The 26,956-nt window shown below is 76.9% G+C and carries 21 protein-coding genes; 12 read left to right on the top strand and 9 right to left on the bottom strand.

What is annotated here, in order from left to right; translation table 11 throughout:
- The first annotated feature begins 182 nt into the window (after positions 1-182).
- Together ACI8AD_RS20760 and ACI8AD_RS20755 are read left to right on the top strand one after the other, a co-directional pair.
- The gene (locus ACI8AD_RS20760; protein ID WP_456872425.1) at positions 183-782 is read left to right on the top strand and encodes a TMEM165/GDT1 family protein; all 600 of its coding nucleotides are present in this window, start codon (positions 183-185) and stop codon (positions 780-782) included.
- Between the two features lie 59 nt (positions 783-841).
- Positions 842-2,296, top strand: coding sequence for a diguanylate cyclase domain-containing protein (locus tag ACI8AD_RS20755; RefSeq protein ID WP_456872424.1), 1,455 nt, complete (start codon positions 842-844; stop codon positions 2,294-2,296).
- Here ACI8AD_RS20755 and ACI8AD_RS20750 read toward each other — a convergent pair.
- Complete coding sequence (locus ACI8AD_RS20750; RefSeq protein WP_456872423.1) at positions 2,277-2,843, bottom strand: TetR/AcrR family transcriptional regulator; 567 nt, start codon at positions 2,841-2,843, stop codon at positions 2,277-2,279. The genes ACI8AD_RS20755 and ACI8AD_RS20750 overlap by 20 nt on opposite strands.
- 75 nt (positions 2,844-2,918) lie before the next feature.
- Here ACI8AD_RS20750 and ACI8AD_RS20745 point away from each other — a divergent pair, with 75 nt between their 5' ends.
- Genes ACI8AD_RS20745 through ACI8AD_RS20735 form a run of 3 tightly spaced genes read left to right on the top strand, consistent with a single transcriptional unit; the run spans position 2,919 to position 5,137 of the window.
- Positions 2,919-3,308 (top strand): antibiotic biosynthesis monooxygenase family protein, encoded by a 390-nt coding sequence (locus ACI8AD_RS20745; protein WP_456872422.1) that lies wholly within the window; start codon positions 2,919-2,921, stop codon positions 3,306-3,308.
- Between the two features lie 39 nt (positions 3,309-3,347).
- Positions 3,348-4,316: an ABC transporter ATP-binding protein gene (locus ACI8AD_RS20740; protein ID WP_456872421.1), complete on the top strand. Its 969-nt coding sequence runs from the start codon at positions 3,348-3,350 to the stop codon at positions 4,314-4,316.
- Positions 4,313-5,137, top strand: a complete 825-nt coding sequence (locus ACI8AD_RS20735) for an ABC transporter permease (protein WP_456872420.1) — start codon at positions 4,313-4,315, stop codon at positions 5,135-5,137. The genes ACI8AD_RS20740 and ACI8AD_RS20735 overlap by 4 nt, the downstream gene beginning before the upstream one ends.
- Here the strand turns inward: ACI8AD_RS20735 and ACI8AD_RS20730 are convergent.
- Both ACI8AD_RS20730 and ACI8AD_RS20725 read right to left on the bottom strand, forming a co-directional pair.
- Positions 5,134-5,619: a VOC family protein gene (locus tag ACI8AD_RS20730; protein ID WP_456872419.1), complete on the bottom strand. Its 486-nt coding sequence runs from the start codon at positions 5,617-5,619 to the stop codon at positions 5,134-5,136. The genes ACI8AD_RS20735 and ACI8AD_RS20730 overlap by 4 nt on opposite strands.
- A gap of 56 nt (positions 5,620-5,675) precedes the next feature.
- Complete coding sequence (locus tag ACI8AD_RS20725) at positions 5,676-6,566, bottom strand: haloalkane dehalogenase (RefSeq protein ID WP_456872418.1); 891 nt, start codon at positions 6,564-6,566, stop codon at positions 5,676-5,678.
- A gap of 107 nt (positions 6,567-6,673) precedes the next feature.
- Here ACI8AD_RS20725 and ACI8AD_RS20720 point away from each other — a divergent pair, with 107 nt between their 5' ends.
- The gene (locus tag ACI8AD_RS20720) at positions 6,674-7,426 is read left to right on the top strand and encodes a MerR family transcriptional regulator (RefSeq protein WP_456872417.1); all 753 of its coding nucleotides are present in this window, start codon (positions 6,674-6,676) and stop codon (positions 7,424-7,426) included.
- Between the two features lie 76 nt (positions 7,427-7,502).
- Here ACI8AD_RS20720 and ACI8AD_RS20715 read toward each other — a convergent pair whose 3' ends face one another.
- The 3 genes from ACI8AD_RS20715 to ACI8AD_RS20705 are packed head-to-tail and all read right to left on the bottom strand — an operon-like array spanning position 7,503 to position 12,220.
- A complete protein-coding gene (locus tag ACI8AD_RS20715; RefSeq protein ID WP_456872416.1) occupies positions 7,503-8,300 on the bottom strand; it encodes a methyltransferase domain-containing protein in 798 nt (265 codons plus the stop codon).
- Positions 8,301-8,359: 59 nt separating this feature from the next.
- Complete coding sequence (locus ACI8AD_RS20710) at positions 8,360-10,693, bottom strand: glycoside hydrolase family 65 protein (RefSeq protein WP_456872415.1); 2,334 nt, start codon at positions 10,691-10,693, stop codon at positions 8,360-8,362.
- 9 nt (positions 10,694-10,702) lie between these two features.
- Complete coding sequence (locus ACI8AD_RS20705; RefSeq protein ID WP_456872414.1) at positions 10,703-12,220, bottom strand: glycerol-3-phosphate dehydrogenase/oxidase; 1,518 nt, start codon at positions 12,218-12,220, stop codon at positions 10,703-10,705.
- A gap of 38 nt (positions 12,221-12,258) precedes the next feature.
- Here ACI8AD_RS20705 and ACI8AD_RS20700 point away from each other — a divergent pair, with 38 nt between their 5' ends.
- Both ACI8AD_RS20700 and ACI8AD_RS20695 read left to right on the top strand, forming a co-directional pair.
- Entirely contained in the window at positions 12,259-13,923 is a 1,665-nt protein-coding gene (locus ACI8AD_RS20700) for an FAD-binding oxidoreductase (protein ID WP_456872413.1), read from the top strand.
- A gap of 1 nt (position 13,924) precedes the next feature.
- Positions 13,925-15,697: a CocE/NonD family hydrolase gene (locus ACI8AD_RS20695; protein WP_456872412.1), complete on the top strand. Its 1,773-nt coding sequence runs from the start codon at positions 13,925-13,927 to the stop codon at positions 15,695-15,697.
- A 212-nt stretch (positions 15,698-15,909) separates the two neighbouring features.
- Here the strand turns inward: ACI8AD_RS20695 and ACI8AD_RS20690 are convergent, their stop codons facing one another.
- The gene (locus tag ACI8AD_RS20690; RefSeq protein ID WP_456872411.1) at positions 15,910-17,325 is read right to left on the bottom strand and encodes an FAD-binding oxidoreductase; all 1,416 of its coding nucleotides are present in this window, start codon (positions 17,323-17,325) and stop codon (positions 15,910-15,912) included.
- Positions 17,326-17,513: 188 nt separating this feature from the next.
- On the opposite strand from ACI8AD_RS20690, the gene ACI8AD_RS20685 reads away from it, so the two are divergent.
- Positions 17,514-20,951: a BTAD domain-containing putative transcriptional regulator gene (locus ACI8AD_RS20685; RefSeq protein WP_456872410.1), complete on the top strand. Its 3,438-nt coding sequence runs from the start codon at positions 17,514-17,516 to the stop codon at positions 20,949-20,951.
- A 12-nt stretch (positions 20,952-20,963) separates the two neighbouring features.
- On the opposite strand, the gene ACI8AD_RS20680 is transcribed toward ACI8AD_RS20685, so the two are convergent.
- Positions 20,964-21,731 (bottom strand): SDR family oxidoreductase, encoded by a 768-nt coding sequence (locus ACI8AD_RS20680; protein WP_456872409.1) that lies wholly within the window; start codon positions 21,729-21,731, stop codon positions 20,964-20,966.
- A gap of 128 nt (positions 21,732-21,859) precedes the next feature.
- Between ACI8AD_RS20680 and ACI8AD_RS20675 the strand changes: the two genes are divergently transcribed.
- From ACI8AD_RS20675 to ACI8AD_RS20665, 3 genes are read left to right on the top strand one after another with little or no spacing between them, the layout of a single operon-like run.
- Positions 21,860-23,062, top strand: coding sequence for an arginine deiminase (locus ACI8AD_RS20675; protein WP_456872408.1), 1,203 nt, complete (start codon positions 21,860-21,862; stop codon positions 23,060-23,062).
- The gene (locus ACI8AD_RS20670; protein WP_456872407.1) at positions 23,041-24,543 is read left to right on the top strand and encodes an MFS transporter; all 1,503 of its coding nucleotides are present in this window, start codon (positions 23,041-23,043) and stop codon (positions 24,541-24,543) included. Before ACI8AD_RS20675 ends, ACI8AD_RS20670 begins: the two co-directional genes overlap by 22 nt.
- Positions 24,544-24,553: 10 nt before the next feature.
- Entirely contained in the window at positions 24,554-25,990 is a 1,437-nt protein-coding gene (locus tag ACI8AD_RS20665) for a M20/M25/M40 family metallo-hydrolase (RefSeq protein ID WP_456872406.1), read from the top strand.
- 6 nt (positions 25,991-25,996) lie between these two features.
- On the opposite strand, the gene ACI8AD_RS20660 is transcribed toward ACI8AD_RS20665, so the two are convergent.
- Positions 25,997-26,632, bottom strand: coding sequence for a hypothetical protein (locus tag ACI8AD_RS20660; RefSeq protein WP_456872405.1), 636 nt, complete (start codon positions 26,630-26,632; stop codon positions 25,997-25,999).
- Positions 26,633-26,956 lie beyond the last annotated feature (324 nt).

Genomic DNA, 26,956 nt, shown 5'->3' with positions numbered 1-26,956 from the left:
CGAGAAGGGGAGTAGCCCCCCGTCCGCTGGTCGACACGCTGGCGCGCTCCCGCGGGAGCCGCCCGGTCAGCGGGCCCGCGCCCCGCGCGGGTGGGCGAGACCTTCGGCCGAGCAGTCGTCGCACTGCCGGTCGGAGGCGTGCGCCCCCGCCCGGCCGTGCCGAGCGGAAGAGAGACCCACCCGTGATCGTGCTGTCCGTCGTCGTGACGGCGTTCGTCCTCGTCCTGCCGGTCGAGCTGCCGGACAAGACGCTGTTCGCCAGCCTGGTCCTGGCCACCCGGTTCCCGCCGCTGCCGGTGTTCGTCGGCGTCGGCACGGCCTTCGGCCTGCAGGTGGCCATCGCCGTCACCGCCGGCAGCCTGCTCTCGCTGCTGCCCGAGGCGCTGGTGGCCGGCGTCGTGGCCGTGCTGTTCCTCGTCGGCGCGGTGCTGCTGTGGCGCAGCGCCGACGAGGGACCCGAGGACGGCGGGGAGGCCGCGGACGCACGGGAGCGGACGTCGTTCCTGCGGGCGGCCGCGATCTCCTTCGGCGTGCTGTTCGCCGCCGAGTGGGGCGACCTCTCGCAGCTGGCCACCGCGGGCCTGGCCGCCCGCTACGACTCGCCGGTGTCGGTCTTCATCGGGGCGTGGGCGGCGCTGCTCGTGGTGAGCGGCCTGGCGGTGTTCCTCGGCAAGAAGCTCGCCGACCGGCTGCCGGTGGCCCTCATCCGCCGGGCGGCGGCGGTGCTGTTCGTCGTCTTCGCCGTGCTCGCCGTCGTGGAGGTCGTGCGCGCGCTCACCTGATCGGGGGACGCCTCCCCCGGGTCGCTGCAGGCGGCCCGGAGGAGGGCCGATCCGGTGGCATGCGCGTCTGCACCCCACCCGAGGAGCTCGCCGAGCTGCGTGCCCGGCAGGCCCGGCTCCTGGCCGACCTCGGCGTCCTGGACGCCGCCGAGGACGCCGAGCTGGCCGCCGTGGTGCGGGTGGCGGCGGCCGTCACCGGTGTCCCCTGCGCCACGGTCAACCTGCTCGACACCCGCTGGCAGCACCAGCTGGCACCCCACGGGTTCGACGGCGCGAGCACCCCGCGCGACGAGTCGCTGTGCTCGGCCACGACCACCGGCTCCCCGGGCCCGCAGGTGTACGACGACCTGGCGAGCCACCCCGTGCACGCCGCCAACCCGTGGGTCGACGGCCGGCGTGCGAGGGTGCGCGCCTACGCCACCGCGCCCCTCGTGGTCGACGGCACGACGGTGGGCACGCTGTGCGTCTTCGACGAGGCCCCGCACGCCTTCGCCCCCGACGCCGGGGAGCGGCTGGCCGACCTCGCCTCGGTCGTGGTGGCGCTGTTCCAGCGCCGGCGACAGGCCCGCGAGCTGGCCGACCTCGCCGTCGCCAACGCGGCCGCCCGCGACCAGACCGAGGCCGCCGCGGCGCACGCCGGCCGCTCGGAGGCCTTCACCCGCGCCCTGCTGGAGGCGCTGCCCGTGGGGGTGGTCGCCGCGGACGCCGACGGCGGGCTGACGATGTTCAACCGCGTCGCCCGGCAGTGGCACGGCCTGGGCGACGAGCACGCCGTCGAGCAGGCCCGGCTCACCCCGGAGATCGTCGAGGCGTTCGGGCTGACCACCGTGGACGGCCGGCCGATGGCGGTGTCGGAGCTGCCGCTGCAGCGGGTCCTCGACGAGGGCCGGGTCCGCGACGTCGAGCTGGCGATCACCTCCCCGGACGGGTCGCCGCGGCTGCTGCGGGCCTCGGGCGACCGGGTGGTCGACGCCTCCGGCCGGGTCACCGGCGCCGTCGTCGCCCTGATGGACGTCACCGCGCAGTGCCGGCTCGAGGCCCGGCTGCGCGAGGCGGCGCTGCACGACGCGCTGACCGGACTGCCCAACCGCGCCCTGCTGGTCGACCGCATCGAGCAGGCGCTCCGGGTGCAGGAGCGCGAGGGCCTGCCGGCGGCGCTGCTCTACTGCGACCTCGACGACTTCAAGGCGATCAACGACACCCTCGGGCACGCCGCGGGCGACGCCGCGCTGCTGCGGATGGCCGCCACGCTCGGCTCGGCCGTGCGCCCCGGGGACACCGTGGCCCGCATCGGCGGCGACGAGTTCGTCGTGCTGTGCCCCGGCACCGGCAGCGAGTCCGCCGCGCACGCCCTCGCCGCCCGCATCGGGCGGGTGCTGGGCGAGCCCACCGACGGCGGCCCGCCGCTGCGCTCGAGCACCGGCGTCACGCTGTCGCGGCGCGGGGACACACCCGACACGCTGCTGCGCCGCGCCGACGCGGCGATGTACGCCGTCAAGCGCTCCCGCCGCTGACCTCGGGGGACAGCAGCGCCAGCCGCGTCACCAGCGCGCCGACCTGCTCCTCGGGGTCGGGCCAGGGCCGGTCCCACCCCGCCCAGAGGGTGACCAGACCGTGCAGCGCGGTCCACACCAGGCCGGCGTCGGCGCGCACGTCGGTGCTGGCCGACCGGCCGGCCCGGACGCAGGCGTCGACGGCCCGGACCAGGACGGCGAAGGCCCGGTCCCCCGCCGGCACCTGCCGGGCGCCGAACATCGCCCGGTAGCGGCCGGGCGCCGCCAGCCCGCACCGCACGTAGGCCCGGCAGCCGGCGAGCAGCCGCTCGACCGGGTCGGGGACGCCGTCGGTGGCCGCCGCGATCGCCGCCACCAGGTCGGTGAAGCCGCGCTCCACCACCGCGTCGAGCAGGGCGTCGAGGTCGGCGAAGTGCCCGTAGACCGCAGGCGCGCTGACCCCGGCCTCGCGGGCGACCCCGCGCAGCGTGACCGTGTCCGCCGAGCCGGTCCGCTCCACCAGCACCGCGGCGGCGGTGAGCAGGTCGCTGCGGAGGTCCCGGGCCACGGAAGCCACTTTACACGCGTTAAGCGACGGGTCTACGGTGGCTTTACACCTGTTAAGTCACCCGAGGAGGACCCGGTGCCCGCCATCCCCGACCTGCCCTGGACCACCGGCCGCACCGTCGAGGGGCCCGGCGTCGTGCTGCTCACCGAGCTGCGGCTGCGCCGGCTCACCGACGTCCCGGCCTTCTTCGCCGCCTCGCTCGCGATCCGCCGCCAGGTGGCCGCCTCCCCCGGCGCCCGCTCGCTGCTGCTGCGGGCGCAGCCGCTGGCCCGGACCTTCACCACCGTGTCGTGGTGGGACGACGAGGCCGCCGTCCGGGCCTTCGCCCGCGCCGATCCGCACCGGTCGGCGATGCGCCGCTGGGCGCCGCGGCTGCGGTCGTTCGGCAACCGCACGCTGCCCGGGGACGGCGCCGCGCCGACCGTCGACGGCGCCCGCGGCGCGGCCGCTGCGCCCACGGCGTGACGGCGGCGGTGTCGGCCGGAGGTGGCACCATCGCCGTCGATGGACGCCGCGGTCGAGGTCAGCGAACTGGTCAAGCGCTACCCGGGCCGCCCGACCAACGCCGTCGACGGGGTGTCGTTCGCCGTCGACCGCGGGGAGGTCTTCGGGCTGCTCGGCCCCAACGGCGCGGGCAAGACCACCACGATCGGCGTCCTCACCACGCGGGTGCTGCCGACCGGCGGCACCGCGCGGGTGGCGGGGGTCGACGTCGCCGCCGACCCGGTCACCGCGCGCAGCCGGCTGTCGGTGGTGCCGCAGCGCTCCAACCTCGACCGCTCGCTGACCGCCCGGCAGAACCTGGTCTTCCACGCCGCCTACCACGGGGTGGGCCGCGCCGAGCGCAACCGCCGGGCCGACGAGCTGCTCGAGCGGCTCGGTCTCGGCGACCGCGGCGGGGACCGGGTCGACGACTACTCCGGGGGCATGGCGCAGCGGCTGCTCATCGCCCGGGCGCTCATGCACGCCCCGCAGGTGGTCTTCCTCGACGAGCCGAGCACCGGGCTGGACCCGCAGGCGCGGCTGTTCGTGTGGGAGCGGGTGCGCGAGCTGCGCGACACCGGCGTCACCGTCGTCCTCACCACGCACGACATGGAGGAGGCCGCGGCGCTGGCCGACCGGGTCGGGATCATGGACTCCGGCCGGCTGCTCGCGCTGGACACCCCGGCCGCGCTCACCCGGTCGCTGCCGGGCAGTGCCACCCTCGACGTCGACGTCGAGCGGGCGCCCGGGGACAGCGACGACGCGGTGCTGGCCGCCCTCGGCGCGCTGCCGCAGGCCGAGCGGGTCGAGCCGGTCGCCGACTCCGGCGGGCTGCGGGCCCGGCTCTACCTCTCCGCCGACGCCGCGACGACGGTCGGGCCGGTCTCGGAGGTGCTGGCCGCCCGCGGGGCCCGGCTGACCGGCGTGCGCATGGGCGAGCCCAGCCTGGAGGACGTCTTCCTCAGCCTGACCGGACGGGAGCTGCGATGACCGCCGTCGACACGCCACGGAGCGCCACCGGGGTCGCCGGGCCCGCCCGGCCCGACGTGTGGCGGGCCTTCACCGCGCTGCTGTGGCGCGACGTGTTCGTCACCGGCCGGGAGTTCGTGCCCTTCCTGCTGCAGGTGGTGCTGCAGCCGGTGTTCCTGCTGTTCGTCTTCGGCAAGGTGCTCGTCGAGCTCGGCTTCGCGTCCTCGGCCTACTCCGGCGTGCTGCTGCCCGGCGTCATCGCGCTCGCCGCCTTCCTCACCGCGCTGCAGAACACCGCCTTCCCGCTGGTCATCGACTTCTCGTTCACCAAGGAGATCGAGGACCGGCTGCTCGCGCCGCTGCCGACCGCGCTGGTCGCCGTCGAGAAGATCGTCTTCTCCACCGCGCGGGCGCTGGTGGCCGCGGCGGTGATGTTCCCGATCGGCTGGTGGGTGCTGGGCACGCTGCCGGTGACCTGGTCCGACGTGCCGCTGCTCGCGGTGTTCCTCGTGCTCGGCTCCCTGGTCGGGGCGGCGATGGGCATGGTCCTGGGCACCTTCGTCACGCCGAACCGGATCAACGTCGTCTTCGCCGTCGTGCTCACCCCGCTGCTGTTCACCGGCTCCACCCAGTTCCCGTGGCCCGCGCTCGACACGCTGCGCTGGTTCCAGGTGGTGTGCGCGGTCAACCCGCTGACCTACCTCAGCGAGGCGCTGCGCGCGGAGATGACGCCGGACGTACCGCACCTGCCGCTGCCGGTGTGCGCGCTGGCACTGGCCGGGTTCCTGGCGGTGTTCGGCGTCCTGAGCCTCGTCGGCTTCCGCCGCCGCGCCCTCGATTAGCTCTCCAGGGCACCCGACGCGGCCCACTCCGACAGCCGGCGCTCGGCCTCCTCGGGGCTGACGTCCTCCACCCGGGTCATGACCGCCCAGCGGTGACCGAACGGGTCGTAGAGCGAGGCGAACCGGTCGCCGGTGACGAAGGTGGCCGGCTGCTCGCGCACGGTGGCGCCCCGCGCGACGGCGGCGGCGAAGACCGCGTCGACGTCGGGGACGTAGATGCAGGTGGAGCCGCTGACCCGGTCCTCGGCCTGCCCGGTGGGGGCGACCAGGCCGAACTGCGGGTTGGGGTCGGACAGCTGCAGCCGGCCGGTGGGGAACTGCAGCTCGGCGTGCGCGACCGTGCCGTCGGGGCCGTCCGTGCGGCTGACGGTGGTGGCGCCGAAGACGTCCTCGTAGAAGCGGATCGCCTCGGCCGCGGGCGAGCAGACGAGGAAGGGGGTCAGGGTCGTGTAGCCGCCGGGCCGGCCGTCGGTGATCGCCATGCGCCCACCCTGGCCGTCCGCGGCGGCGCGGTCTTGGAGAAACCCGACAGCCCGCTTCAGGGCAGCGTCGGGATCCAGTCGGCCAGCGCCCGGCCGATGGCGTGCGGGGAGTCCTCGGGGACGAAGTGCGCGCCGGGCACGGTCACCTCGGTGACCAACGGCCACGTGCGGACCAGCGACCGCTGCCGCCCGACCAGGATCGACCCCGGCTCGGCGTTCAGGAAGAGCTTCGGCACGGCGCTGCCGCGCAGCCAGACGCCGTACCGCGACACGACGTCGCGCACCTTCGGCGGCACGTTGTCCAGCGGGATCTGCCGCGGCCACTCCAGCGTGGGCCAGCGGTCCTCGGGGGTCGCGAAGGGCCGCCGGTAGCGCTCGTGCGCCTCCGGCGACAGCCCGCGCAGCGTCGATGCCGGCAGGATCCGCTCGACGAAGACGTTCTTCTCCAGCACGACTGTCTCGCCGTCGTCACCGCGCATGGTGCGGAAGATCTTGCGTGCGTCGGCCGGCCAGTCGGCCCAGGTCATCGGCGTGACGATCGCCTCGGTGAACGCGAGGCCGCGCACCGCCTCGGGGTGCGCGCGGGCCCAGTCGAAGCCCAGCGCCGAGCCCCAGTCGTGCAGCACCAGGGTCACCCGCCGCTCGACGCCGACCGCCTCGAGGAACGCGGCCAGGTGCGCGGCGTGGGTGGTGAAGGAGTAGGTGCCCCGCTGCGGGTCCGGCAGCTTCCCCGACTCCCCCATGCCGACCAGGTCCGGGGCGATGCAGCGGCCGAGGTGCTGCACGTGCGGGACGACGTTGCGCCACAGGTAGGACGACGTCGGGTTGCCGTGCAGGAAGACGATCGGGTCGCCCTCGCCCACGTCGACGTAGGCCATCTCGGTGCCGAGCACCGGCACGCGCTGCCGGGGGAAGGGGTCCTCGGGCGAGACGTCCTCAGCGGCCACCCCGGCATCCTCGCCCAGACACCCGTGCGCCGCCGTCCGGGGATCGCGCTTGACCCTGACGCGGCGTCAGGCTGTGCACTCGTCGCCGTCAGGGAGGAGGGACCCGCGTGAACGTCGGTGAGGTGGCCGCGCTGGCCGGGGTCACGGTGCGCACGCTGCACCACTACGACCGCATCGGCCTGCTGTCGCCGTCGGGACGCACCGCGGCCGGCTACCGCCGCTACTCGGGGGCGGACCTGGACCGGCTGCACCAGGTGCTGCTCTACCGCGAGCTCGGGTTCCCCCTCGAGGAGGTCGCGACCCTGCTCGACGACCCGTCCGCCGACCCCGCCGAGCACCTGCGCCGCCAGCACCGGCTGCTGCGGGACCGGCTGGAGCGGACGCGGGCGATGGTCGCGGCCGTGGAGAAGGAGATGGAGGCCAGACAGATGGGGATCTCACTGACCCCGCAGGAGCGGTTCGAGGTCTTCGGCGAGCACGACCCGGAGCGGTACGAGGCCGAGGTCCAGGAGCGCTGGGGCGACACCGACGCCTACCGGGAGTCCTCGCGGCGCGCCGCGGCCTACTCGAAGGAGGACTGGGTCCGCATCAAGGGCGAGGGCGAGGACCTCACCCGCCGGATGGCCGACGCGCTGCGGGCCGGCGTCGCGCCCGACTCGGCGCAGGGCATGGACCTGGCCGAGGAGGCGCGGCAGCAGATCTGCCGGTGGTTCTACGACTGCCCGCCCCAGATGCACGCGGCGCTCGGCCGGATGTACGTCGAGGACGAGCGGTTCACCGCCACCTACGAGAAGACGGCGCCGGGCCTGGCGCAGTGGGTGAGCACCGCCGTCCAGGCCAACGCCGCCCGCCAGGACTGACGGTCCTTCCGTCGCGGTCGGTCCGCGTGCAGGGGCCCGCCGCGAGCGTGCGAGCGGTGGGGGGCACGGAGGTCCTTCAGCAGACGCGGATGAGCAGCTCGCCGTGCAGCATCGCCAGCCAGCCGTCGTCCGCGGCGGCCCAGCGCAGCCACGCGGCGGCGAGCTCCTCGAGCTCGTCCCGCGCGGCCAGCCCGTAGGCCAGGGCCTGCTCGGCGAAGGCCGACGCGGTGGCCCGGCCGGCCCAGGAGCGGCCCCACCACTCCCGCTCGGCCGGGGACGCGTAGCACCACGCCGACGCCGTGGCGGTGAGGTCGCGCAGCCCGGCGGCGTGCGCCCAGGCCACCAGGTGCCGCCCGGCGTCGGGCTCGGCGGCGTTGGCCCGCGCGACGGCGGAGTAGAGCGCCAGCCAGCGGTCCAGCCCGGGGTCGGCGGGGTGCCAGACGACGGTGGCGTAGTCGACGTCGCGGACGGCGAGCTGCCCGCCGGGCCGGCACACCCGGGCCATCTCGCGCAGCGCCGCCACGGGGTCGGTCAGGTGCTGCAGCACCTGGTGGGCGTGGACGACGTCGACCGCGTCGTCGGGCAGGTCGAGGGCGTAGACGTCGCCGACGGCGAAGGTCACCGCGACGCCCTCGCGCTCCGCCAGGTCCCGCGCCTCGCCGAGCGGGTCGGCCGAGACGTCGATCCCGAGCACCCGTCCCGGGGCCACCCGGCGGGCCAGGTCGACGGTGATCGTCCCCGGACCGCAGCCGACATCGAGCAGCTCCAGGCCCGGTCGCAGGTGCGGCAGCAGGTACCCGGCGGAGTTCTCCGCGGTGCGCCAGCGGTGGGACTGCAGGACGGGCTCGGCGTGCCCGTGCGTGTAGGTGTCCACGACGGCATCCTGACCCCGCCGTCCCGCTCTGCGGAACACCCTTCCCAGAGACTGGGACGTCAGGCGCGCGGTTCGCGGCCGGCCGGCTGCCGCGGCTCGCCGAGTAGCGGGGTGGGCGCGCGCAGCGGCGCTCGGGCGGGGGCGCCGGGCGCGACGGACAGCGGGTCCCCGTCGACGACGACGGTCACCGGGCCCTCGCCGCGGACCAGCGTGACCGTGGTGCCCTCCCGGGTGGTCTCGACGCGCAGCAGCCGGCCCCGCCAGGTCACGGAGTAGGCGGTCCGCGAGAGCCGGGCCGGCAGGAGGGGCGCGAGCTCCAGCTCGCCGGCGTCCTCGCGCATCCCGCCGAGGCCGGCGACGAGGGCCAGCCAGGCACCGGCCACCGAGGCCAGGTGCAGCCCCTTGGCGGTGCCCTGCTGCAGGTCGCGCAGGTCCACGAGCGCGGCCTCGCGCAGGTGGCGCAGCGCCAGGTCGGGGTGCTGGGCCTGGGCGCACACCACCGCCTGCACCGCCGCCGACAGCGAGGAGTCCCGCACCGTGCGCGCCTCGTAGTACTCCACGTCGCGGGCCACCTGCTCGGGCGTGAACTCCTCCCGGCACCACCACAGCGCCAGCACCAGGTCGGCCTGCTTGAGCACCTGGCGGCGGTAGAACTCGGCGTAGTGGTGGTGCTCCTGCACCGGGTAGCGGTCCCGCTCCTCCTCGAAGGGCCACTCCGCGAAGGCGGTGAAGTCGTCGTTCATCGGGTGCACGCCCAGGCTCTCGTCCCACGGCACGCACACGGCGTCGGCCGCGGCGCGCCAGGCGGCGGTCTCGGTGTGGTCGACCCCGAGCTCCGCGGCGCGCGCCTCGTGCCGCCGGCAGGCCTCGGCGGCGCGCCGGAGGTTGGCCCGCGCCATCAGGTTGGTGAACACGTTGTCGTTGACGACGCCGGTGTACTCGTCCGGCCCGGTCACGCCGAACAGGTGCCAGGCGCCGGCGACGTCCTCGTGGCCCAGCGACGCCCACATCCGCGCCGTCTCCACCAGCACCTCCAGGCCCCCGACGGAGTCGAGGTCGGCACCGGTGACGTTCCCGTACAGCCAGAACGCCCGGGCGACGTCGGCGCTGACGTGCACCGCCGCGCTGCTGGCCGGCCAGTAGGCCGACGTCTCCCGCCCGTCGATCGTCCGCCAGGCGAAGGCCGCACCCGACCGCCCCAGGGTCCGGGCGCGGTCCCGCGCGGCGTCGAGCGTGGAGGCGCGCCAGCGCAGCAGCCGGGCCGCCGCGTCCGGGCGCAGGAGGGTGAGGGCGGGCAGCACGAACCCCTCGACGTCCCAGAAGGTGTGGCCGCTGTAGCCGATCCCCGTCAGCCCCTTGGCGCCGACGGCGGCCCCCGAGATGCAGGCGGCCGAGCAGACGAGCTGGAAGACGCTGTAGCGCAGCGCCTGCTGCAGCTCCGGGTCGCCGTCGACCTCGACGTCGCCGGTCGCCCACACCTCGTCGAGTGCGGCGCGCTGTCGGTCGAGCAGGCCGTCCCAGCCGAGGTCGAGCGCGGAGTCCACGGCGGCCGACGCCTGGCCCAGGACGGAGTCGGACCCGGCGTCGGTCGACCAGTTGTAGCCGACCACCTTGACGACGGTGACGGCGTCGCCCGGGCCCAGGTCGGCGGCGACGGTGGTGGTGACGTGCTGCTCGTCGACGTCGGTGCGCGTCCGCCCGCCCTCGACCCGGTGGGCGACCGCCGCCGCGACGGTGATGCCCGTCCGGCGGGTCCGCTCGACGAGGGCGCCGCCGGTCGGCGAGCCGATCTGCGCGCGCGGCTCGAAGGCGTCGTCCAGGACGGCCGCCACGCGCGGGTCGTCGTTCTGCACGCCCTCGGGCGTCACCGCCCCGGCGGCGAGCTCGGATCGCACGACCACGTGCGCCCGCCCGTCCAGGGTGCGCACCTCGTAGCGCACCGCGCACACCGACCGCTCCACCAGCGACACCAGCCGTCGGGAGGTCAGCTCCACCGTCGTCCCGGACGGCGTGCGCCAGCGGACCCGGCGGTCCAGCGTGCCGGCGCGCAGGTCCAGCGTGCGCTCGTGCACCTCCGGCAGGGCCTCGCGCACGTCGAGCGGCACGCCGTCGACCAGCAGCCGCAGCGGGGTGCCGTCGGCGACGGTGATCAGCGCCTGCCCCTCCTCCGGCTGGCCGTAGCCCTCCTCGGGGTAGGACAGCGGGTGGGTCTCGAAGACCCCGGACAGGTAGGTGCCGCGCATGCCGCACGGCTCGACCTCGTCCAGGGTGCCGCGGATGCCCAGGAAGCCGTTGGACAGGGCGAACAGCGACTCCGCGACGGGCAGGGTCGCCGGGTCCACGCGCGGCTCGCGGACCGTCCAGGGGTCGACGTCGAGGGTCGGGGCGGTCACGGGCCTGTCCTACCGGTCGCCACCCCCGCCCGCGACCGCGGCCTGCGCGGCGGGCACGGCGCGCTCGCGGTCGGCAGGGACCAGTCCCAGCCGCACCCGCCGGTCGAGCAGGTCGCCCACCGTGCGCGCGCCCTCGGCGAGCACCCCGAAGCGCAGCTCCCCCACCGTCTCCGGCCGGCCCGCCACCACCGGCCCGGCGCCCAGCGCGGCCACCCGCGGCGCCTCGGTGCCGTAGCGGGCGACCAGCCGGGCCGGCGCGCGGACCCGGGCCAGCTCGGCCGGCGGCGCCGCGCCGACCAGCGGCAGGGACGCGGTGCGCGAGCGGCGGGCGCCCCGACCCAGCCGCGCCACGACGGCGTCGACGGCGTCGGCGGCCATGGCCCGGTAGGTGGTCAGCTTGCCGCCGACCACGGACAGGACCGGTCCGTCCCACTGGAGCAGGTGCCGGCGGGAGAGGTCGGCGGTCGCGTCCCCGGGCCCGGCTCCGGCGGACGCGGGCAGCACCAGCGGCCGCAGCCCGGCGTAGGCGCCGACGACGTCGTCGCGGGTGAGCGGCACCGCCAGCACCCGGCTCACGGTGCCGAGCAGCTCGTCGACCTCGGTCTCGCCCGGCCGCGGGTCGTCGTCGGGGACCGGTCCGGGCACCGGCTCGTCGGTGAGGCCCAGGTACACCAGCCCGCCCGGCTGCGGCAGCGCGAACACGTACCGCGACCGCGACCCGGGCAGCGGCACGGTCAGCGCGGCGAGCGGGTCGCCGAGCCGGTCGGCCCGCACGACCAGGTGCGAGCCGCGGGAGGGCGCCAGCCGGATCCCGGGGGCGAGCGCCTGCGCCCACACGCCGGTGGCGTTGACGACGGCGCCGGCCCGCACCGTCACCGGCTCCCCGTCGACGACGGCGGCCACCTCCCGCCCGTCGACGGCGACCACCCGCGCGCCGGTCAGCACCCGCGCGCCCAGCGACGCGGCGGTGCGGGCCAGGGCGACGACGAGCCGGGCGTCGTCGGTCAGCTGGCCGTCCCAGAACAGCGCACCGCCCCCACCGGGCCGCAGCGCCGGCACCAGCCGGGCGGCCTCGGCGGCCCCCACCCGCCGGGTGCCCGGCAGCGAGCCGCGCCCGCCGGACACCGACCGCCGCACCGCGTCCCCGAGCCGCCCGCCCAGCGCGCCGACCGCGCTGACGTCCCGGCCGGCGGCATCGGGCACGAGGAAGGGCAGCGGCCGCACCAGGTGCGGCGCGGTGGTCCCCATGAGGACGGCCCGCTCGCGGGCGCACTCCCGCGCCAGCCCGAGCTCGCCGTGGGCGAGGTAGCGCAGCCCGCCGTGCACGAGCTTGCTCGACCAGCGGCTGGTGCCGGCGGCGAGGTCGGCGCGCTCGAGCAGCACCACCGACAGGCCGCGGGCGGCGGCGTCCAGCGCCACCCCGGCGCCGGTCACTCCCCCGCCCACCACGACGACGTCGGCGCCGCGGGCCAGCGCCTCGAGGTCGGCCGCGCGGCGGGCCGGGCCGAGGTCGGGGTCGCCGCTCACCTGCGGGGTCGCCCTCGGCGCACCGGCAGACTGTAGCCGTGTCCGAGCAGCCGGAACTGACCGTCCAGGGCTGGGGGCCCGGCAGCGCCTCCGAGGCGCCCGACCTCGCCGCGGCGCTGCCGAGGGCCGCCCGCCGACACCTGGCCCGCGAGCTGGGCTGGACCCCGCGGCCCACCCCGCCGGTCGCCGTCGACGAGATCCGGCTGGCGCCCTCCCGCCTGCCCGCCGACGTGCACGCCGAGCTGGTGGCGCTGCTGGGCGAGGAGCACGTGCGCACCGACCGCGACGCGCGGCTGCGCCGGGCCGGCGGCCGGAGCTACACCGACCTGCTCCGCCGGCGCGCGGGCGACGCCGCGGGCGCCCCGGACGCCGTCGTCCTGCCCGGGAGCACCGCGCAGACGGCGGCGCTGCTGGCGCTGTGCAGCGAGCGCGGCGTCGTGGTGGTGCCCTTCGGCGGCGGCACGAGCGTCGTCGGCGGGCTGGCCGGCGTCGACCCCGACGACCGGCCGTCGCTGGCGGTGGACCTCGCGCGGATGGCGTCGCTGACCGACGTCGACGTCGCGTCGTCGCTGGTCACCGTGGGCCCGGGCGCGCGCGGCCCGGCCCTGGAGGCGGCGCTGGCGCCGCACGGGCTGACGCTCGGGCACCTGCCGCAGAGCTGGGAGTTCGCCACCGTCGGCGGCTACGCGGCCACCCGCTCGGCCGGTCAGGCCTCCACCGGCGTCGGCCGCTTCGACGACCTGGTGGCCGGGCTGACGCTGGCCACGCCGTCGGGCGTGCTCGAGCTCGGGCACCCGCCGGCGTCGGCCGCCGGGCCGGACCTGCTCGGCCTGGCGCTGGGCTCGGAGGGCGCGCTCGGCGTGATCACGGAGCTGCGGCTGCGGGTGCGGCCGGCGCCGCGGGCCGCCCGCTACGAGGGCTGGTCGTTCCGCAGCTGGGCCGACGGGCTGGCGGGTCTGCAGCGGCTGGCGCGGCACGACCTGCTGCCCGACGTCGTGCGGCTCTCCGACCCCGACGAGACCCGCGCCACCCTGCTGAACGCCGGCGGCACCGGGGCGCGGCTGCTGCGCGGGTCGCTGCGGGCCCGCGGCCGCGGCGCCGGCTGCCTGCTCGTCGTCGGGTGGGAGGGGCTGCCGCCGCTGGTGCGCGCCCGCCGCGGGGCGGCGCTGGCGGTGCTGCGCGAGCACGGGGCGGTGCCGCTCGGCCGGCGGGTCGGCGAGTCGTGGCGCCGGCACCGCTACGCCGCCCCGTACCTGCGCGACCGGCTCATGGACGCCGGGCTGCTGGTGGAGACGCTGGAGACGGCGGCCACCTGGACCGACCTGCCCGCGGTGTACGACGCCGTCCGCTCGGCGCTGCGCGCGTCGCTGGGCCGCGAGGGGAGGCAGCCGCTGGTGATGAGCCACGTCTCGCACGGCTACCCCACCGGCGCCTCGCTCTACGTCACCGTGCTCGCCGACCGCGACGACGCCCTCCCGCTGCCGCAGTGGCTCGCGGCGAAGCGGGCGGCCACCGACGCGCTGCTGGCCGCCGGCGGCACGCTCACCCACCACCACGCCGTCGGGGCCGACCACCGCCCCTGGCTGGAGCGCGAGGTCGGCCCGCTCGGCGTCGCGGTGCTGCGGGCGGTCAAGCAGCGGCTGGACCCCCGGGGCGTCTGCAACCCCGGCGTCCTGCTGCCCGACCGGGAGGGATCCTCGTGAGATGACGCCGCGCGTCCCCCTGAGGGGCTCGACCAGCGGGATCCAGTACGCCGGGTGGCAGCCGCGTGCGGTCGCGATGGACGGGCTGGGCAACCGGGTGCTGGCCGGTCAGCGCGTCCCGGTGGCCGGCGGCGTCGAGCTCAACGCCGACGTCTACACCCCTGCGGTGTCCGGCCGGTACCCGGCGGTGGTGTCCTTCGGGCCGTACAGCACCGAGCTGCACACCGCCGGCGTGCCGACCGGGTCCAACGAGATCGGCTCGCCGCCGGTGTTCACCGACCGCGGCTACTGCCCGGTCGTCGTCGAGCGCCGCGGCACGGGCCGCTCGGGCGGGCAGCCCCTGCCCTTCCTCGACCCGCGGGACGTCGACGACCACGAGGCCGTCATCGCCTGGGCCGCGCAGCAGCCGTGGTGCACCGGCGAGGTGGTGCTGTTCGGCACCTCGTACTACGCGCTGACCCAGCCGGCCGTCGCCGCCCGCCGGCCTCCGGCGCTGAGGGCGTTCTTCGCCAACGAGCTGTCCACCGACCTGTTCCGCCACGTGGTGCAGTTCGGCGGCGTCCCCGCCAGCTTCTTCCTCGGACTGTGGATGGGCGCGAACTTCACGGAGGGCCAGGAGGAGCTGCGCGTGTCGCCGGAGCGGCGGGCGCTGCTGAGCCACCTGACCAACGGGGCCGCGCACCCGCTGCTGGAGAAGGCGGTGCACGCCCACGTGGAGCGCCTGTTCGCCGCCTTCCTCACCCGCACCCCCACCCGCGGCTACGCGGAGGTCTACGCGCGGTGGCTGTTCGACGAGAAGACCCGCACCGGGAGCACCGCCCGCGAGGTCACCCGCGCCGAACTGGCCGCGATCGACGTGCCCTTCGTCGCGGTGCAGAACACCGGCTACCTCAACCTGCACCAGTTCGGCGCCTACGACCTCGTCGAGCACGCCGGCACGCCCGCCGGGGACAGGTGGCTGGTCATCGGGCCGCCGGTGTACGACCTGCCGGTCTACGCCTGGCAGGGCGAGGCGCTCGCCTTCTTCGACCACGTGCTCCGCCGCGTCGACAACGGCTACGCCGAGCAGCCACACGTGCGCTACTGGGTCGACGGCGTCGGCGAGTTCGCCGCCGACACCGCCTTCCCACCCCCGGCCGGTGAGACCCGGTGGCTCCACCTCGGGTCGGGGGGCGCGGACTCCGCCACCCACCGGCTGGGCGCCGAGCCCGCGGGAGCCGGCTCCAACGCGTGGGCAGCCGTGCCCTACGGGGTGCCGGTCCTCCCCGGGCTGGACGACCTCGCGCCGCAGACCCTGGCCTTCGAGCTCCCCGTCGACGAGGACCTCCGGCTGGCCGGCGCGGTGACCGCCCAGCTGTCCTTCAGCTGCACCGAGATCGACTCCTACGTGCTGGCGCGGCTCAGCCGCGTCGACGGCGAGGGCCGCTCGCACCTGCTGTCCCTGGGTGGCCTGCGACCGGCCACCCGCACCGAGGACCCCACCCGCGGCTCGGCCGTCGAGATCGCCCTCGACGCCGACCGTCGCGAGCCGTTGACCCCGGGTGCGCCGGTCGTCCTGCGCTTCAGTCTCACGCCGGCTCCGGTGCTGCTGCGGGCCGGGGAGAGGCTCCGGCTGGAGCTGGGCAGCCGCACGGACCTGCTGCGGGAGAGCGTCGGACACGGGTACGCGCAGTTCGACCTGCCCGTGCCGCCGTACCTGTCGCGCAACAGCGTGCACTTCGGGAGCGACACCTGGCTGGAGGTCACCGTGGTGCCCGCCCCTCAGGACACCTGAGCAGGTCCGCGGGCGGTCAGGCGGCGACTCGGTCCCCGTGGGACCTGCCATCCGGGGGTTCTGCTCCCTGACCGGCCGACTCCCCGGCGGAGTCCTCCGCCGGGTCCGGGCACGCGTGCAGCGGACGCTCGGCCGACGGCGCCCAGCCCGGCGGGGGCACGGCCGGTGGCGTCCCCGCCCGCCGTCGCAGCGAGCGGGGCAGCCGCGGGGCGTCAGGCACCGGAGGCCCGCACGGCGTGACCGCCGGAGAACACGTCACCGGGGTCGACCGCGCGCTTGACGGCCAGCAGCCGCTCGCGCGACCCGGCGTCCCAGGCGGCCAGCACCTCCGCGGGGCCGTCGACGTCGCCGAGGAAGTTGACCAGCCCGCCGGGCGCGGTCCACGGCGCCAGCGCGGCCAGCACGCCCCGGCCGACGTGCGGCACGACCTCGGCCAGCTCGGGCACCATCGGCGCGACCACGAACACCGACCAGGGGGCGTGCCGCCCGGGCACCGCGTCCGGCACCGGCGCGGGCCGGCCCAGCGCCCCGCCGAGCTGGCGGATCTCCACCATGACCAGCGGCACCTGCACCTCCGGGCCGGCGACGGCCAGCAGCGCGTCGACGGTCTCCGCGGTCAGGTCGGCGAGCAGCGCGCCCTTCTCCCACGCGGGCATCGGCTCGGTCGGGTCCATGTGGACGGCGTCGAGCGCGGTGGGCGGCATCGGCCCGACCCCGCCGAGCAGCACCTCACCGGCGCCGGTCATCGGCGCGAGCAGCGCGGCGGCGGCATCGGGGTCGTCGCCGGCGTAGAGGAAGCGCAGGTGCACCACGGTCTGCCCGCGCAGCGGCGGGGGCAGTTCCTCCAGCGGCGGCATCCGCAGCACGGCGATGGAGGAGGTGACCTCCTCCGGCAGCGTCGGCGCCCACGCGCGGTAGGCGTGCAGCACCGCGGCGGCGTCGCGACCGGCGAAGAAGAGGCCGCCGCCGACCAGCGCGGGCACGGCGAAGAGGCGGAACTCCAGCGCGGTGACCACGCCGAAGTTGCCCTTGCCGCCGCGGACGGCCCAGAACAGCTCGGGGTCGGACCCGGCGGTGACGGTGCGCAGCTCGCCGTCGGCGGTGACGATCTCGACGGCGAGCACGGAGTCGGCGGCGAAGCCGAACCGGCGGCCGAGCGGGCCCACGCCGCCGCCGAGGGTGTAGCCGACCACCCCGACGTCGGACGACGAGCCGCACAGCCCGACCAGCCCGTGCTCGGCGGCGGCCGCCAGCACCGTCGTCCACTTCACGCCGGCCTCGACGCGGGCGGTGCGGGCCCCCGGGTCGATCCGCACGCCCTGCATCCGGGACGTGGTGACCAGCACCGCGCCGTCGGCGTTGCGCACCGGGCCGTGGCCGGTGGCCTGCACGGCGACCGGCAGGCCGTGGGCGGTGGCGAACCGGACGGCGGCGACGACGTCGGCGGCGCACACCGCGCCCACCGCGACCGCGGGCGTGTGGGTGACCGCGGTGTTCCAGGTGGCGACCTCGGCGGCGAGGCCGGCGTCGCCCGCGGCGAGGACGGGGCCGCGGACCTCCAGGCGCAGGTCGTCGACGTCGAGGTCGGAGGGGACGGGGAGGGCGGGGGCGGCCTCGGTCAGGGTCATGGCGGGCTTCCTCGGGCTTCCTCGGGCGGTGGGGGTGGACGGCGGGGCTCGGATCGGCGACGACCCTCGCGACGCGGTCTTGCCTGCCACTTGGAGAGGACTTGCAGGTCTCGCATGGGGAGCCGATCCGGGCGCCCCGCGCGCGACCCCCTCCCGTTTCCGCCCCGGACCTGCGAAGATCCCGCCTCGTGCGGTACCGCGTCCTCGGACCCCTCGAGGTCACGGGCCCCGACGGCCGGCCGGTCGACGTCGGCGGCGCCAAGCCCCGCGCCCTGCTGGCCCTGCTGCTCGCCGAGGCCGGTCGGGTGGTCGCCGTCGACCGCATCGTCGAGACGCTGTGGGGCGACGAGCCGCCGCCCACCGTCACCGGCACCCTGCAGGCCTACGTCTCCCACCTGCGGCGGGTCCTCGAGCCCTCGCGCGGGCCGCGCGAGCCGGCGACGGTGCTGCTCACCCGGGCACCCGGGTACCGCATCGCCGTCGATCCCGACGACCTCGACAGCCTGCGCTTCGCCCGGCTGGTGGAGGAGGGCGACCGCGCCGCCGACACCGACCCCGACGCCGCCGTCGCCGCCCTCGACCGGGCGCTGGAGCTGTGGCGGGGCGAGCCGCTGCCCGAGCTCGGCGACGGTCCGGGCGCCGCCGACCGGCACCGGCTGACCGAGCTGCACGTGCGGGCCCGCGAGCGCCGCTGCGACGCGCTGCTGGCCGCCGGGCGGGCCGACGCCGCGGTGAGCGACCTGCAGCGCCTGGTCGCCGAGCACCCGCTGCGCGAGCGGCTGTGGGCCCGGCTGGTCACCGCCCTCTACTCCGCCGACCGGCAGGCCGACGCCCTCGACGCGCTGCGCCGCTGCACCGAGCTGCTGCGCGAGGAGCTGGGCATCGACCCCGGTCCCGAGCTGCGCGAGCTGGAGCGCCGCGTCCTCCGCCAGGACCCGGCGCTGGCCCGCCGCCCGCCGCGCCCGGCGCTGACGGTCGTGCCGCCGGCGCCCTCGGCACCGGCCCCCCTGACCGCGCCCGCCGACGACACGCTGGTCGGCCGGCGCGACGAGCTGGCCCGGCTGCAGGCGGTCGCCGAGGGGGTGGCCGCCGGCCGCCCGGCCGTCGTCGTGCTCGGCGGGGAGGCCGGCATCGGCAAGACCCGGCTGGCCGAGGCGGTCGCCGCGATGAGCCGGGCCGCCGGGTGGGCGGTGGCCGAGAGCCGCTGCGCCGACGACGCCGGCGCCCCACCGCTGTGGCCGTGGACGCAGGTGTTCGAGCAGCTGGGCCAGCAGCCGCCGGCCCCGGTCGCCGAGGACGGCGAGACCGACGCCGACGCCGCCCGCTTCCGGCTGTTCCAGGACGTGCGCGCGCGGCTGGTCGCCGCCGCCGGGTCCCGGCCGGTGCTGGTGGTGCTCGACGACCTGCAGGGCGCCGACGAGACCTCCGTGCAGCTGCTCGGCCTGCTGGCCCGCCACCTGCCGCGGGTGCCGCTGCTGGTGGTGGTCACCGTCCGCAGCGTCGGGGAGGACCTGCCCGAGGCCGTGGGCGACTGCCTGGCGCGGCTGGCCCGCGAGCCGGCCGCCGTCACCCTCGCCCTGGACGGCCTGACCCCCGACGACGTCGGCTCGCTGCTGGCCGCCCAGCTGGGCCGGGCCGGTGACCCGGCGCTGGCCGCCACGGTGCACGACCGCACGGCGGGCAACCCGTTCTTCGTCGTCGAGCTGACCCGGTGGATGCGCGGTGCCCGCCACCTGCGGCTGGACCGGGTGCCGGTGCCGCCGTCGGTGGTCGAGGTGCTGCGCACCCGGCTGGCCCGGCTGCCGGAGGGCGCCCGCCCGGTGCTGGAGCTGGCCGCCGTCGCCGGCCGCGAGGTGACCCTCGACCTGCTGCGCACCACCGGGGAGCCGGCCGAGGCCGTGCTGGCGGCGCTGGACGCCGCGGCCGCCGCGGGCCTGGTGGGCGAGGGCTCGGCGCCGTGGAGCTGGCGGTTCACCCACGCCCTCGTGCAGGAGGTGCTCGCCGAGGACCTGCCGGCGCTGCGCCGCGCGCAGCTGCACGCCCGGCTCGGCACCGCGCTGGAGCAGCGGGTCACCGGTGGCCGCGCCGACGACGCGCTCGTCGAGCGGCTGGCGCACCACTTCGTCGAGGCGGCGCCGATCTCCGGGCCCGGACCCGGGCTGCGGTGGTCGACCGCGGCGGCGGAGGTGGCCCGCGCCCGGCTGGCCGACGGCGAGGCCGCCCTGCACACCCGGCGTGCCCTGCGGCTGCTCGACCCCACCGCGCCCGACGCCACCCGCACCCGGCACGACCTGCTCACCGCGCTCGGCAACGACCTGCTGCGCAGCGGGCAGCGCACCGAGGCGCACGAGGTGGTCGGCGAGGCGCTCGCGCTGGCCCGCGAGCTCGGCGACCGGCGCTGCATGCTCGAGTCGGCCGCCGTCTGGGGGTCGGTGACGCTGTGGAACTGGCGGCCGCACGGCGTCGTCGACACCGAGATGGTGGGGCTGCTGGAGGACCTGCTCGAACACCGCGACGACATCGCGCCGGACGCCACGGAGGCCGAGCGCGACCGGCTGACCGCGCGGCTGCTCGGCACCCTCGGCGTCGAGCTGGCCTTCAGCGAGGACCTGCAGCGCGGCGTCCGCTACGCCGAGCGGGCCGTCGCGCTGGCCCGCGGCGCCGGCGACCCGGAGCTGCTGGGGCGGGTGCTGAACAACTACTCGCTGGCGGTGTGGGGGCGGCCGGGCGCGGCGGAGCTGCGGCTGGCGGCCACCGACGAGGCGCTGGCGCTGGCCGGCCGCGGGCTGCCGCGGCGCACCGAGTTCTACGCGCGGCTGCACCGCGCCGCGATCCGGCTGCACCTCACCGACCGGGCCGGCTTCGAGGCCGACCTGGAGGCCGGGCGGCGGCTGGCGTTCTCGCTGTCGGGGCCCGAGGTGCGCCCGCACGTGCTGTGGCAGCAGGCCGGCGCCGCGTGGCTCGCCGGCGACGCCGCCCGCGCCGAGGAGCTGACCACCGAGGCCCACGAGCTGTACCGGCGGGTGACGCCGCACTCCCGGCACGCGTTCGCGGCCCACCAGTTCGCGCTGCGCCGCGGCGACGGCCGGCTGCCCGAGGCGATCGACCTGCTCGTCGAGACCGGCGACGAGGGCAACCCGCTGCTGCAGCTGATGGCCGTGCTGGCCGCCGCGGAGTCCGGGGACCTGCACGAGGCCCGGCGGCTGCGCGCCCGGTGGGGGCGCACCCAGATCCGCGACTGGGCCAGCGACGTCGCGGTGCTGCTGCAGGCCGAGACCGCGCTGCACCTCGGCGACGAGCCCGAGATCACCATGGCCACCGTCGCGCTGCTGCCCTTCCGCGGCCGGCAGGCGGTGCTGGGGACGCCGGCCTTCAGCCTGGGCGCCTACGACGAGCTGCTGGGCCGGATCGCCGAGCAGACCGGGGACACCGTCGCCGCCCGCGACTGGTGGACCGGCGCCCGTGAGCAGGGCCGCAAGGTCGGCTCGCCGCACCAGGTGGCGCTGGCCGAGTCGCACCTGGCCCGCGTCCCGGCCGAGGAGGCGCACCGCCCGCCGCGCCGTCGCCGGTCCGCGCCGGCCCGGCGGCCCGCCGTCGAGCCGCCGGTGCAGGAGCGCCCCGCCTGATGGCGGACCCCGTCAGAGGGTGGTCGCGCGGCCGCCGTCGACGGGGATGACCGCGCCGGTGACGTAGGCGCCGGCGCGGCTGGCGAGGTAGACGACGACGCCGGCCATGTCGTCGGGGCGGCCGATGCGGCCCAGCGGCGAGCTGGCGGCGATCTCGTCACCGCGGGCGGCGAGCGTGGCGGCCATCATCTTCGACTCGAACGGCCCCGGCGCGACGGCGTTCACCGTGATCCGGCGCGGCCCGAGTTCCTTGGCCAGGTGGCGGGTGAGCTGGTGCAGCGCGGCCTTGCTCGACGAGTAGGAGTAGGTCGGCAGCTGCGGCACGTGCAGCCCGTCGATGCTGCCGACGTTGATCACCCGCGCCGGGTCGTCGTCGGTGGCGGCGGCTGCCAGCAGCGGGACCATCGCCCGGGTCAGGAAGAACGGGGCCTTCACGTTGAGGTCGAGGACCTTGTCCCACGCCGAGGCGGGGAAGGTCTCGAAGGGCTCGCCCCAGGTGGCGCCGGCGTTGTTGACCAGCACGTGCACCCGCTCCTCGCGCCGGGCGACCTCCTCGGCCAGCCGGACGCACTCGGCCTCGGTGCTCACGTCGGCGGGGATCGACTCGACCCGGCCGTGCGGCGACAGCTCCGCCACCGCCTGCTCACCGGCCTCGGGCTTGCGGGAGGAGACGTACACCGACGCCCCGGCCTGCAGCAGCCCGCGGGCCATCATCAGGCCGATGCCGCGGGTGCCGCCGGTGACGACGGCGACCTTCCCGGTCAGGTCGAACAGGTCCACGGCAGCCTCCGGGCGTCGTCCGCCCCGATCGGAGGACCCCGTACGGCAGCGGCCGGGCCACTGTGCCAGCCTCTGTCCCCGTGAACGCTCCGGCCCCCTCTGACGCGACCGCCCCCGCGTCCCTGGGCGTGACCAGCGAGGTCGGCCCGCTGAGGACGGTGGTCCTGCACCGTCCCGGCGCCGAGCTGCGCCGGCTCACCCCGCGCAACAACGACCAGCTGCTGTTCGACGGCGTGCCGTGGGTGGCCCGCGCGCAGGAGGAGCACGACGCGTTCGCCGCGGCGCTGACCGGCCGCGGCGTCGAGGTGCTCTACCTCGGCCGGCTGCTGACCGACGTGCTCGACGACCCCGCCGCGCGCAGCGAGCTGATTGCCGCCGCCGTCGACGACCCCCGGCTGGGCGCCACCCTCAAGCACGCCGCGACCGACCACCTCGCCGGGCTCGCGGCGGAGGACCTGGCCGGCACGCTGATGGGCGGCCTCGCCCACGACGAGCTGCGCGGCGGCCGCGGGCTGGCCTACCAGATCATGGACCGCGCGGACTTCGTCGTCCCGCCGCTGCCCAACCTGCTGTTCACCCGCGACTCGTCGGTGTGGGTCGGCGACCAGGTGGCGATCACCTCGCTGGCGATGCCGGCGCGGCACCGGGAGAGCACCATCCTCCGCGCGATCGCCACGCACCACCCGCGCTTCGCCGGGAGCGGGCAGCTCTACGACGCCTCGCTGGAGCACCTCGAGGGCGGTGACGTCCTGCTGCTGGCACCCGGCGTGCTGGCCGTCGGCGTCGGGGAGCGGACCACGCCGGGCGGCGCGGAGCGGCTGGCGCGCCGGGTGTTCGCCCGCGGCCTGGCGCACACCGTGCTCGTCGTCCCGATCGCGCAGGAGCGGGCGACGATGCACCTGGACACCATCGCCACGATGGTCGACGTCGACGCGATGGTCATGTACCCCGCCGTCGCCGACTCGCTGGTCGCCTGGACGGTCACCGCCGGGGACGAGCCCCCCGACGACGCCGACACCGCCGAGCTGTCGGTGACCGGGCCGCGGCCCTTCGTCGTGGCGGCCGCCGAGGCGATGGGCATCGAGCGGCTGCGGGTGATCGACACCGGGCTGGACCCGGTCACCGCCGAGCGCGAGCAGTGGGACGACGGCAACAACACCCTCGCCCTGGCGCCGCGGCTGGCCGTGGCCTACGAGCGCAACACGGTGACCAACGCCGCGCTGGAGGCGGCCGGCATCGAGGTGGTGCGGATCGCGGGCTCGGAGCTGGGCAGCGGCCGGGGCGGGCCGCGGTGCATGTCCTGCCCGGTGTGGCGCGACCCGGTCGGATGACCGGCAGCGGCACCGCCCTGCGCGCCGGGCGCATCGCCGGGCTGGGCGGGGGGCTGGTCGGCTGGCTGGTCTTCGTCGAGTTCACCAGCGGCGTGCTGCAGGGCTACTACGTCCCGCTGCTCACCGACGTCGCCCGCCACCTCGGCATCCACGACGCCGACGTCAACTGGCTCGAGGCCGCCCAGCTGATGCTCTCGGCGATCGCGGTGCCGGTGCTGGCCAAGCTGGGGGACCTCTACGGCCACCGCCGGATGCTGCTGCTCTCGGCGGCGGTGACCGCGGCGGCGACGGTGGTGCTGGCGTTCGCGCAGGACTTCGGCGTCTTCCTCGTCGCCTGGGCGGTGCAGGGCGTCTACTCGGCGTGGCTGCCGCTGCAGGTGGCGCTCATCCACTCGCGCTCGCGCGGCCGGGCCGACGCCGCGGCGAGCACCCGGCGGGCCACCGGGATGATCGTCGCCGCGCTGCAGGCCGGCGCGATCGTGGGCGCGCTCGGCGGCGGGCAGGTCGGTGCCGCCCTGGCGGGGCGGTTCTGGCTGGTGCTGCTGGTCCCGGGCCTGCTCGTCGTCGGCGTCTGCGTCGTCGTGCTCACCCGCGTGCCGGAGAGCACCGACCGTACGGGCGGGCAGGTCGACGTCACCGGCGTCGCCCTGCTCAGCGTCGTCCTGCTGGTCATCACCGGCGGGCTGACGTTCGTCCGGGTCAACGGTGCCGCCGAGCCGTGGCCCTGGCTGGTGACCGCGCTCGGCGTGCTGCTGGTCGTGCCGTTCGTCCAATACGAGCTGCGCCGTCCCGACCCGCTGGTCGACTTCCGGGTGCTGCGCTCCCCCAGCATGTGGCCGGTGCAGCTCACCGCCGGGCTCTTCGGCGTCAGCGTGCTCGGCGCACAGGGCCCGCTGTCGACCTACGCCCGCACCGACCCGGAGGTCTACGGCTACGGGCTGGGCCTGTCGACCAGCGAGGTGTCGATCGTCATCGGCGGCTACGTGGTGTCGATGCTGGTGGGCGCCAGCCAGTTCTCCCGGGTCTCGCAGGCCACCACCCCGCGGGTCACGCTCATCGGCGCCGCCGGTCTCACCGGCCTCGGGTACCTGCTGCTGGTGCCGCTGCACGACACGCTGCCGCAGGTCCTCGGGGCGATGGTGGTCGCCGGCCTCGGCTCCGGTGCGCTGGTCGCCGCACTGCCCGCCGCGGCGGCCGCGGCGGCCCCGCCCGGGCGCACCGGCGTGGCCACCGGGCTGACCAACACGACGAAGGTGCTGGGCGGCAGCTTCGCCTCGGCGGTCTTCGCCGTCGCCCTGGCCGCCGGGGCCCCGGCCGCCGCCGACGGGTCCGAGGGCACCGCCGGGTCGCTGGCCGGCTACGTCACGGTGTGGGCCGTCTGCGGGGCGACGGCGTGGCTGGCCGCGCTGTCGCTGGTGTTCGTGCCGCGGCTGGCGTTCTCCGACCGGCCGGAGGCCGTGGGCGTGCGGGAGACGGCGTGAGGAGGCCGGCGTGAGGATCGCCCCGCTCGCCCTGGGCTGCACCGCCGCCGTTGCCGCCGCGGCCGCCCGCCGGGTCGCCCGCTTCCGGCCGCGGCACGCCCCCGTCCCGCCCGCGGACGCCGCGGGCCTGGACGCCGACGCCGCCGCGGCGCGCCTCGCCGAGCTCATCCGCATCCCCACCGTGTCCTCCCGCGACCCCGGCCAGGTCGACGCCGCCGCCTTCCGGCGGTTCCGGGACCGGCTGGCCGAGCTCTACCCGCACACCCACCGCGTGCTCGAGCGGGAGGTCCTGGGCGACGGGGCGCTGCTCTACCGCTGGCGCAGCGGCACCGACCGGCCGCCGCTGGTGCTCATGGCCCACCACGACGTCGTCCCGGTCACCGGCCAGGCGTGGACCCGCGACCCGTTCTCCGGCGCGGTCGAGGATGGCGTCGTGCACGGCCGCGGCGCCGTCGACGACAAGGGCTCGCTGGTCGCCGTCCTGGAGGCGGTTGAGTCGCTGGCCGCGGCCGGCCACGTCCCGGCCCGCGACGTGTACGTCTTCTCGGGTGACGACGAGGAGGTCCTCGGCGTCGGCGCCGAGCTGGCGGTGCAGGCCTTCCGCGACCGCGGCATCCGGCCGTGGGCGGTGGTCGACGAGGGCGGCGCCGTGGTGACCGGCGTCTTCCCGGGGGTGCCGGGGCAGATCGCCGTCGTCGGGCTGGCCGAGAAGGGACTGCTCGACGTCGAGCTGGTCACCACCGACCCCGGCGGGCACGCCTCCTCGCCGACGCCGGACGGCGCCCCGGCCCGGCTGGCCCGCGCGATCGTGCGGCTGGACGCCGCGCCCTTCCCGGCCCGGCTGCACGACGTCGTGCTGCGGATGGTCGACGCCGCAGGCCGGCACGCCACGGGCGCGTACCGGGCGCTGTTCGCCCACGCCCCCGTGCTGCGGCCGGTGCTCGCGACGGCGCTGGCGCGGGCCAGCCGCGAGGCCAACGCGCTGGTGCGGACCACGGTCGCGGTCACCGAGCTGGAGGGCAGCGGGGCGCGCAACGTGCTGGCCACCCGGGCGCGGGCGCACCTGAACGTCCGCATCGCGCTGGGCGAGACGGTGCAGTCGACCGTCGAGCGGCTGCGCCGGGTGGTCGCCGACCCCTCGGTCGAGGTCACCGTGCTGTCGGGGACCGACCCGTCACCGGTCTCGCGGACCGACACCGAGGCCTACGCGGCCCTGCAGGCCGCCGTCCGGGCGGTGTACCCGGAGGCGGCGGTGGCGCCGTACCTCATGGTGCAGGCCAGCGACGCGCGGCACTTCGCGCAGATCAGCGACAGCGTCTACCGGTTCATGCCCTTCGACCTCTCCCGCGGCGAGCTCGACGCGCTGCACGCCGCCGACGAGCGGATCAGCGTTGCCGCGCTGCACCGCGGCGCGGTCTTCTTCCGGCACCTGATCCGCTCGCTCTGAGCGGGGTCACCGCACCAGCAGCCACACGAACCCGGCGACCAGGGCGCCGAGGACGGCCGACCGCAGCAGCCAGCGGGCCGCGGTCAGTGGGCCGCCGGGCAGCGGCGGGCGCACCTGCAGCCCGGGCGGGGGCGGCCCGAGCACCGGGCCGAGCCACCGCAGCGTCGCCTGCACGGTCTCGCGCTGGGACTGAAGCTTGTCGGTGTAGTCGCCCAGGGCGCCGACCAGCAGGACGGGCAGGAGGACCAGGGCGATCAGCCCGCTGATCGGGTCGTCCCCGCCGCCGAGGTCGACGGTGCCGGAGGACGGCGCGGTCGACACCCCGGTCAGCCGGAACAGCCGGTCCCCGTGCCACAGGTGCAGTCCCCGGCCGCCCCGCGAGGGTGCGGCGCTGTGGAACTCCGCCAGCGGGGCGTCGACCACCAGCCGCCGGCCGCGCCACGTCGCGGTGCGGGTGATCGACAGCCGGCCGCCGGACATCTGCAGGCTGACCGCGCGGCGGCCGATGCCCAGCGGGGTGAAGCGGCGCGCCCAGCGCAGCGGCGGACCGACCGCCCCGGGACCGTCGTGGGGCGGCAGCGGGTCCCCGCTGCGCCATCCGCGCCGCTCCTGCGGCCTCTTCTCCGTCTGCACCGTCGACACGGCGCGGGAAGGTACGGCGCCGGACGCCGTCGTGGGGACATCCGGCACGCGCTCGTGCTCTGCCCACGCGTGCGGGGCAGAGCACGAAGGGCGGACCGGCACAGGGGTGGTGCGCGCGCTCGTGCTCTGCCCACGCGTGCGGGGCAGAGCACGAGCGACGGCCGGACCAGGAGGTGGCCGGCCCGACCGGCGCGGGACTAGCTGTACTGACCGGAAACGTTGGTCGGGAGCGTGTGACCACGGGATCTAGTTGACGGATCTTGTGAGGGAGGACCTCCGGGCGTGGAGTGGAGCTGCTGAAGGCGACCACTGCCACGACACCGG

Source organism: Geodermatophilus sp. SYSU D00766 (assembly GCF_054049915.1).
This window is presented reverse-complemented; position numbering and strand designations above follow the sequence as displayed.

Bases quoted from the DNA above. Each gene is read 5' to 3' on its own strand.
- ACI8AD_RS20730 (WP_456872419.1), bottom strand. From the start codon at position 5,619: ATGGCGATCACCGACGGCCGGCCCGGCGGCTACACGACCCTGACCCCC.
- ACI8AD_RS20755 (WP_456872424.1), top strand. From the start codon at position 842: ATGCGCGTCTGCACCCCACCCGAGGAGCTCGCCGAGCTGCGTGCCCGG.
- ACI8AD_RS20695 (WP_456872412.1), top strand. From the start codon at position 13,925: ATGACGCCGCGCGTCCCCCTGAGGGGCTCGACCAGCGGGATCCAGTAC.
- ACI8AD_RS20735 (WP_456872420.1), top strand. From the start codon at position 4,313: ATGACCGCCGTCGACACGCCACGGAGCGCCACCGGGGTCGCCGGGCCC.
- ACI8AD_RS20740 (WP_456872421.1), top strand. From the start codon at position 3,348: ATGGACGCCGCGGTCGAGGTCAGCGAACTGGTCAAGCGCTACCCGGGC.
- ACI8AD_RS20690 (WP_456872411.1), bottom strand. From the start codon at position 17,325: ATGACCCTGACCGAGGCCGCCCCCGCCCTCCCCGTCCCCTCCGACCTC.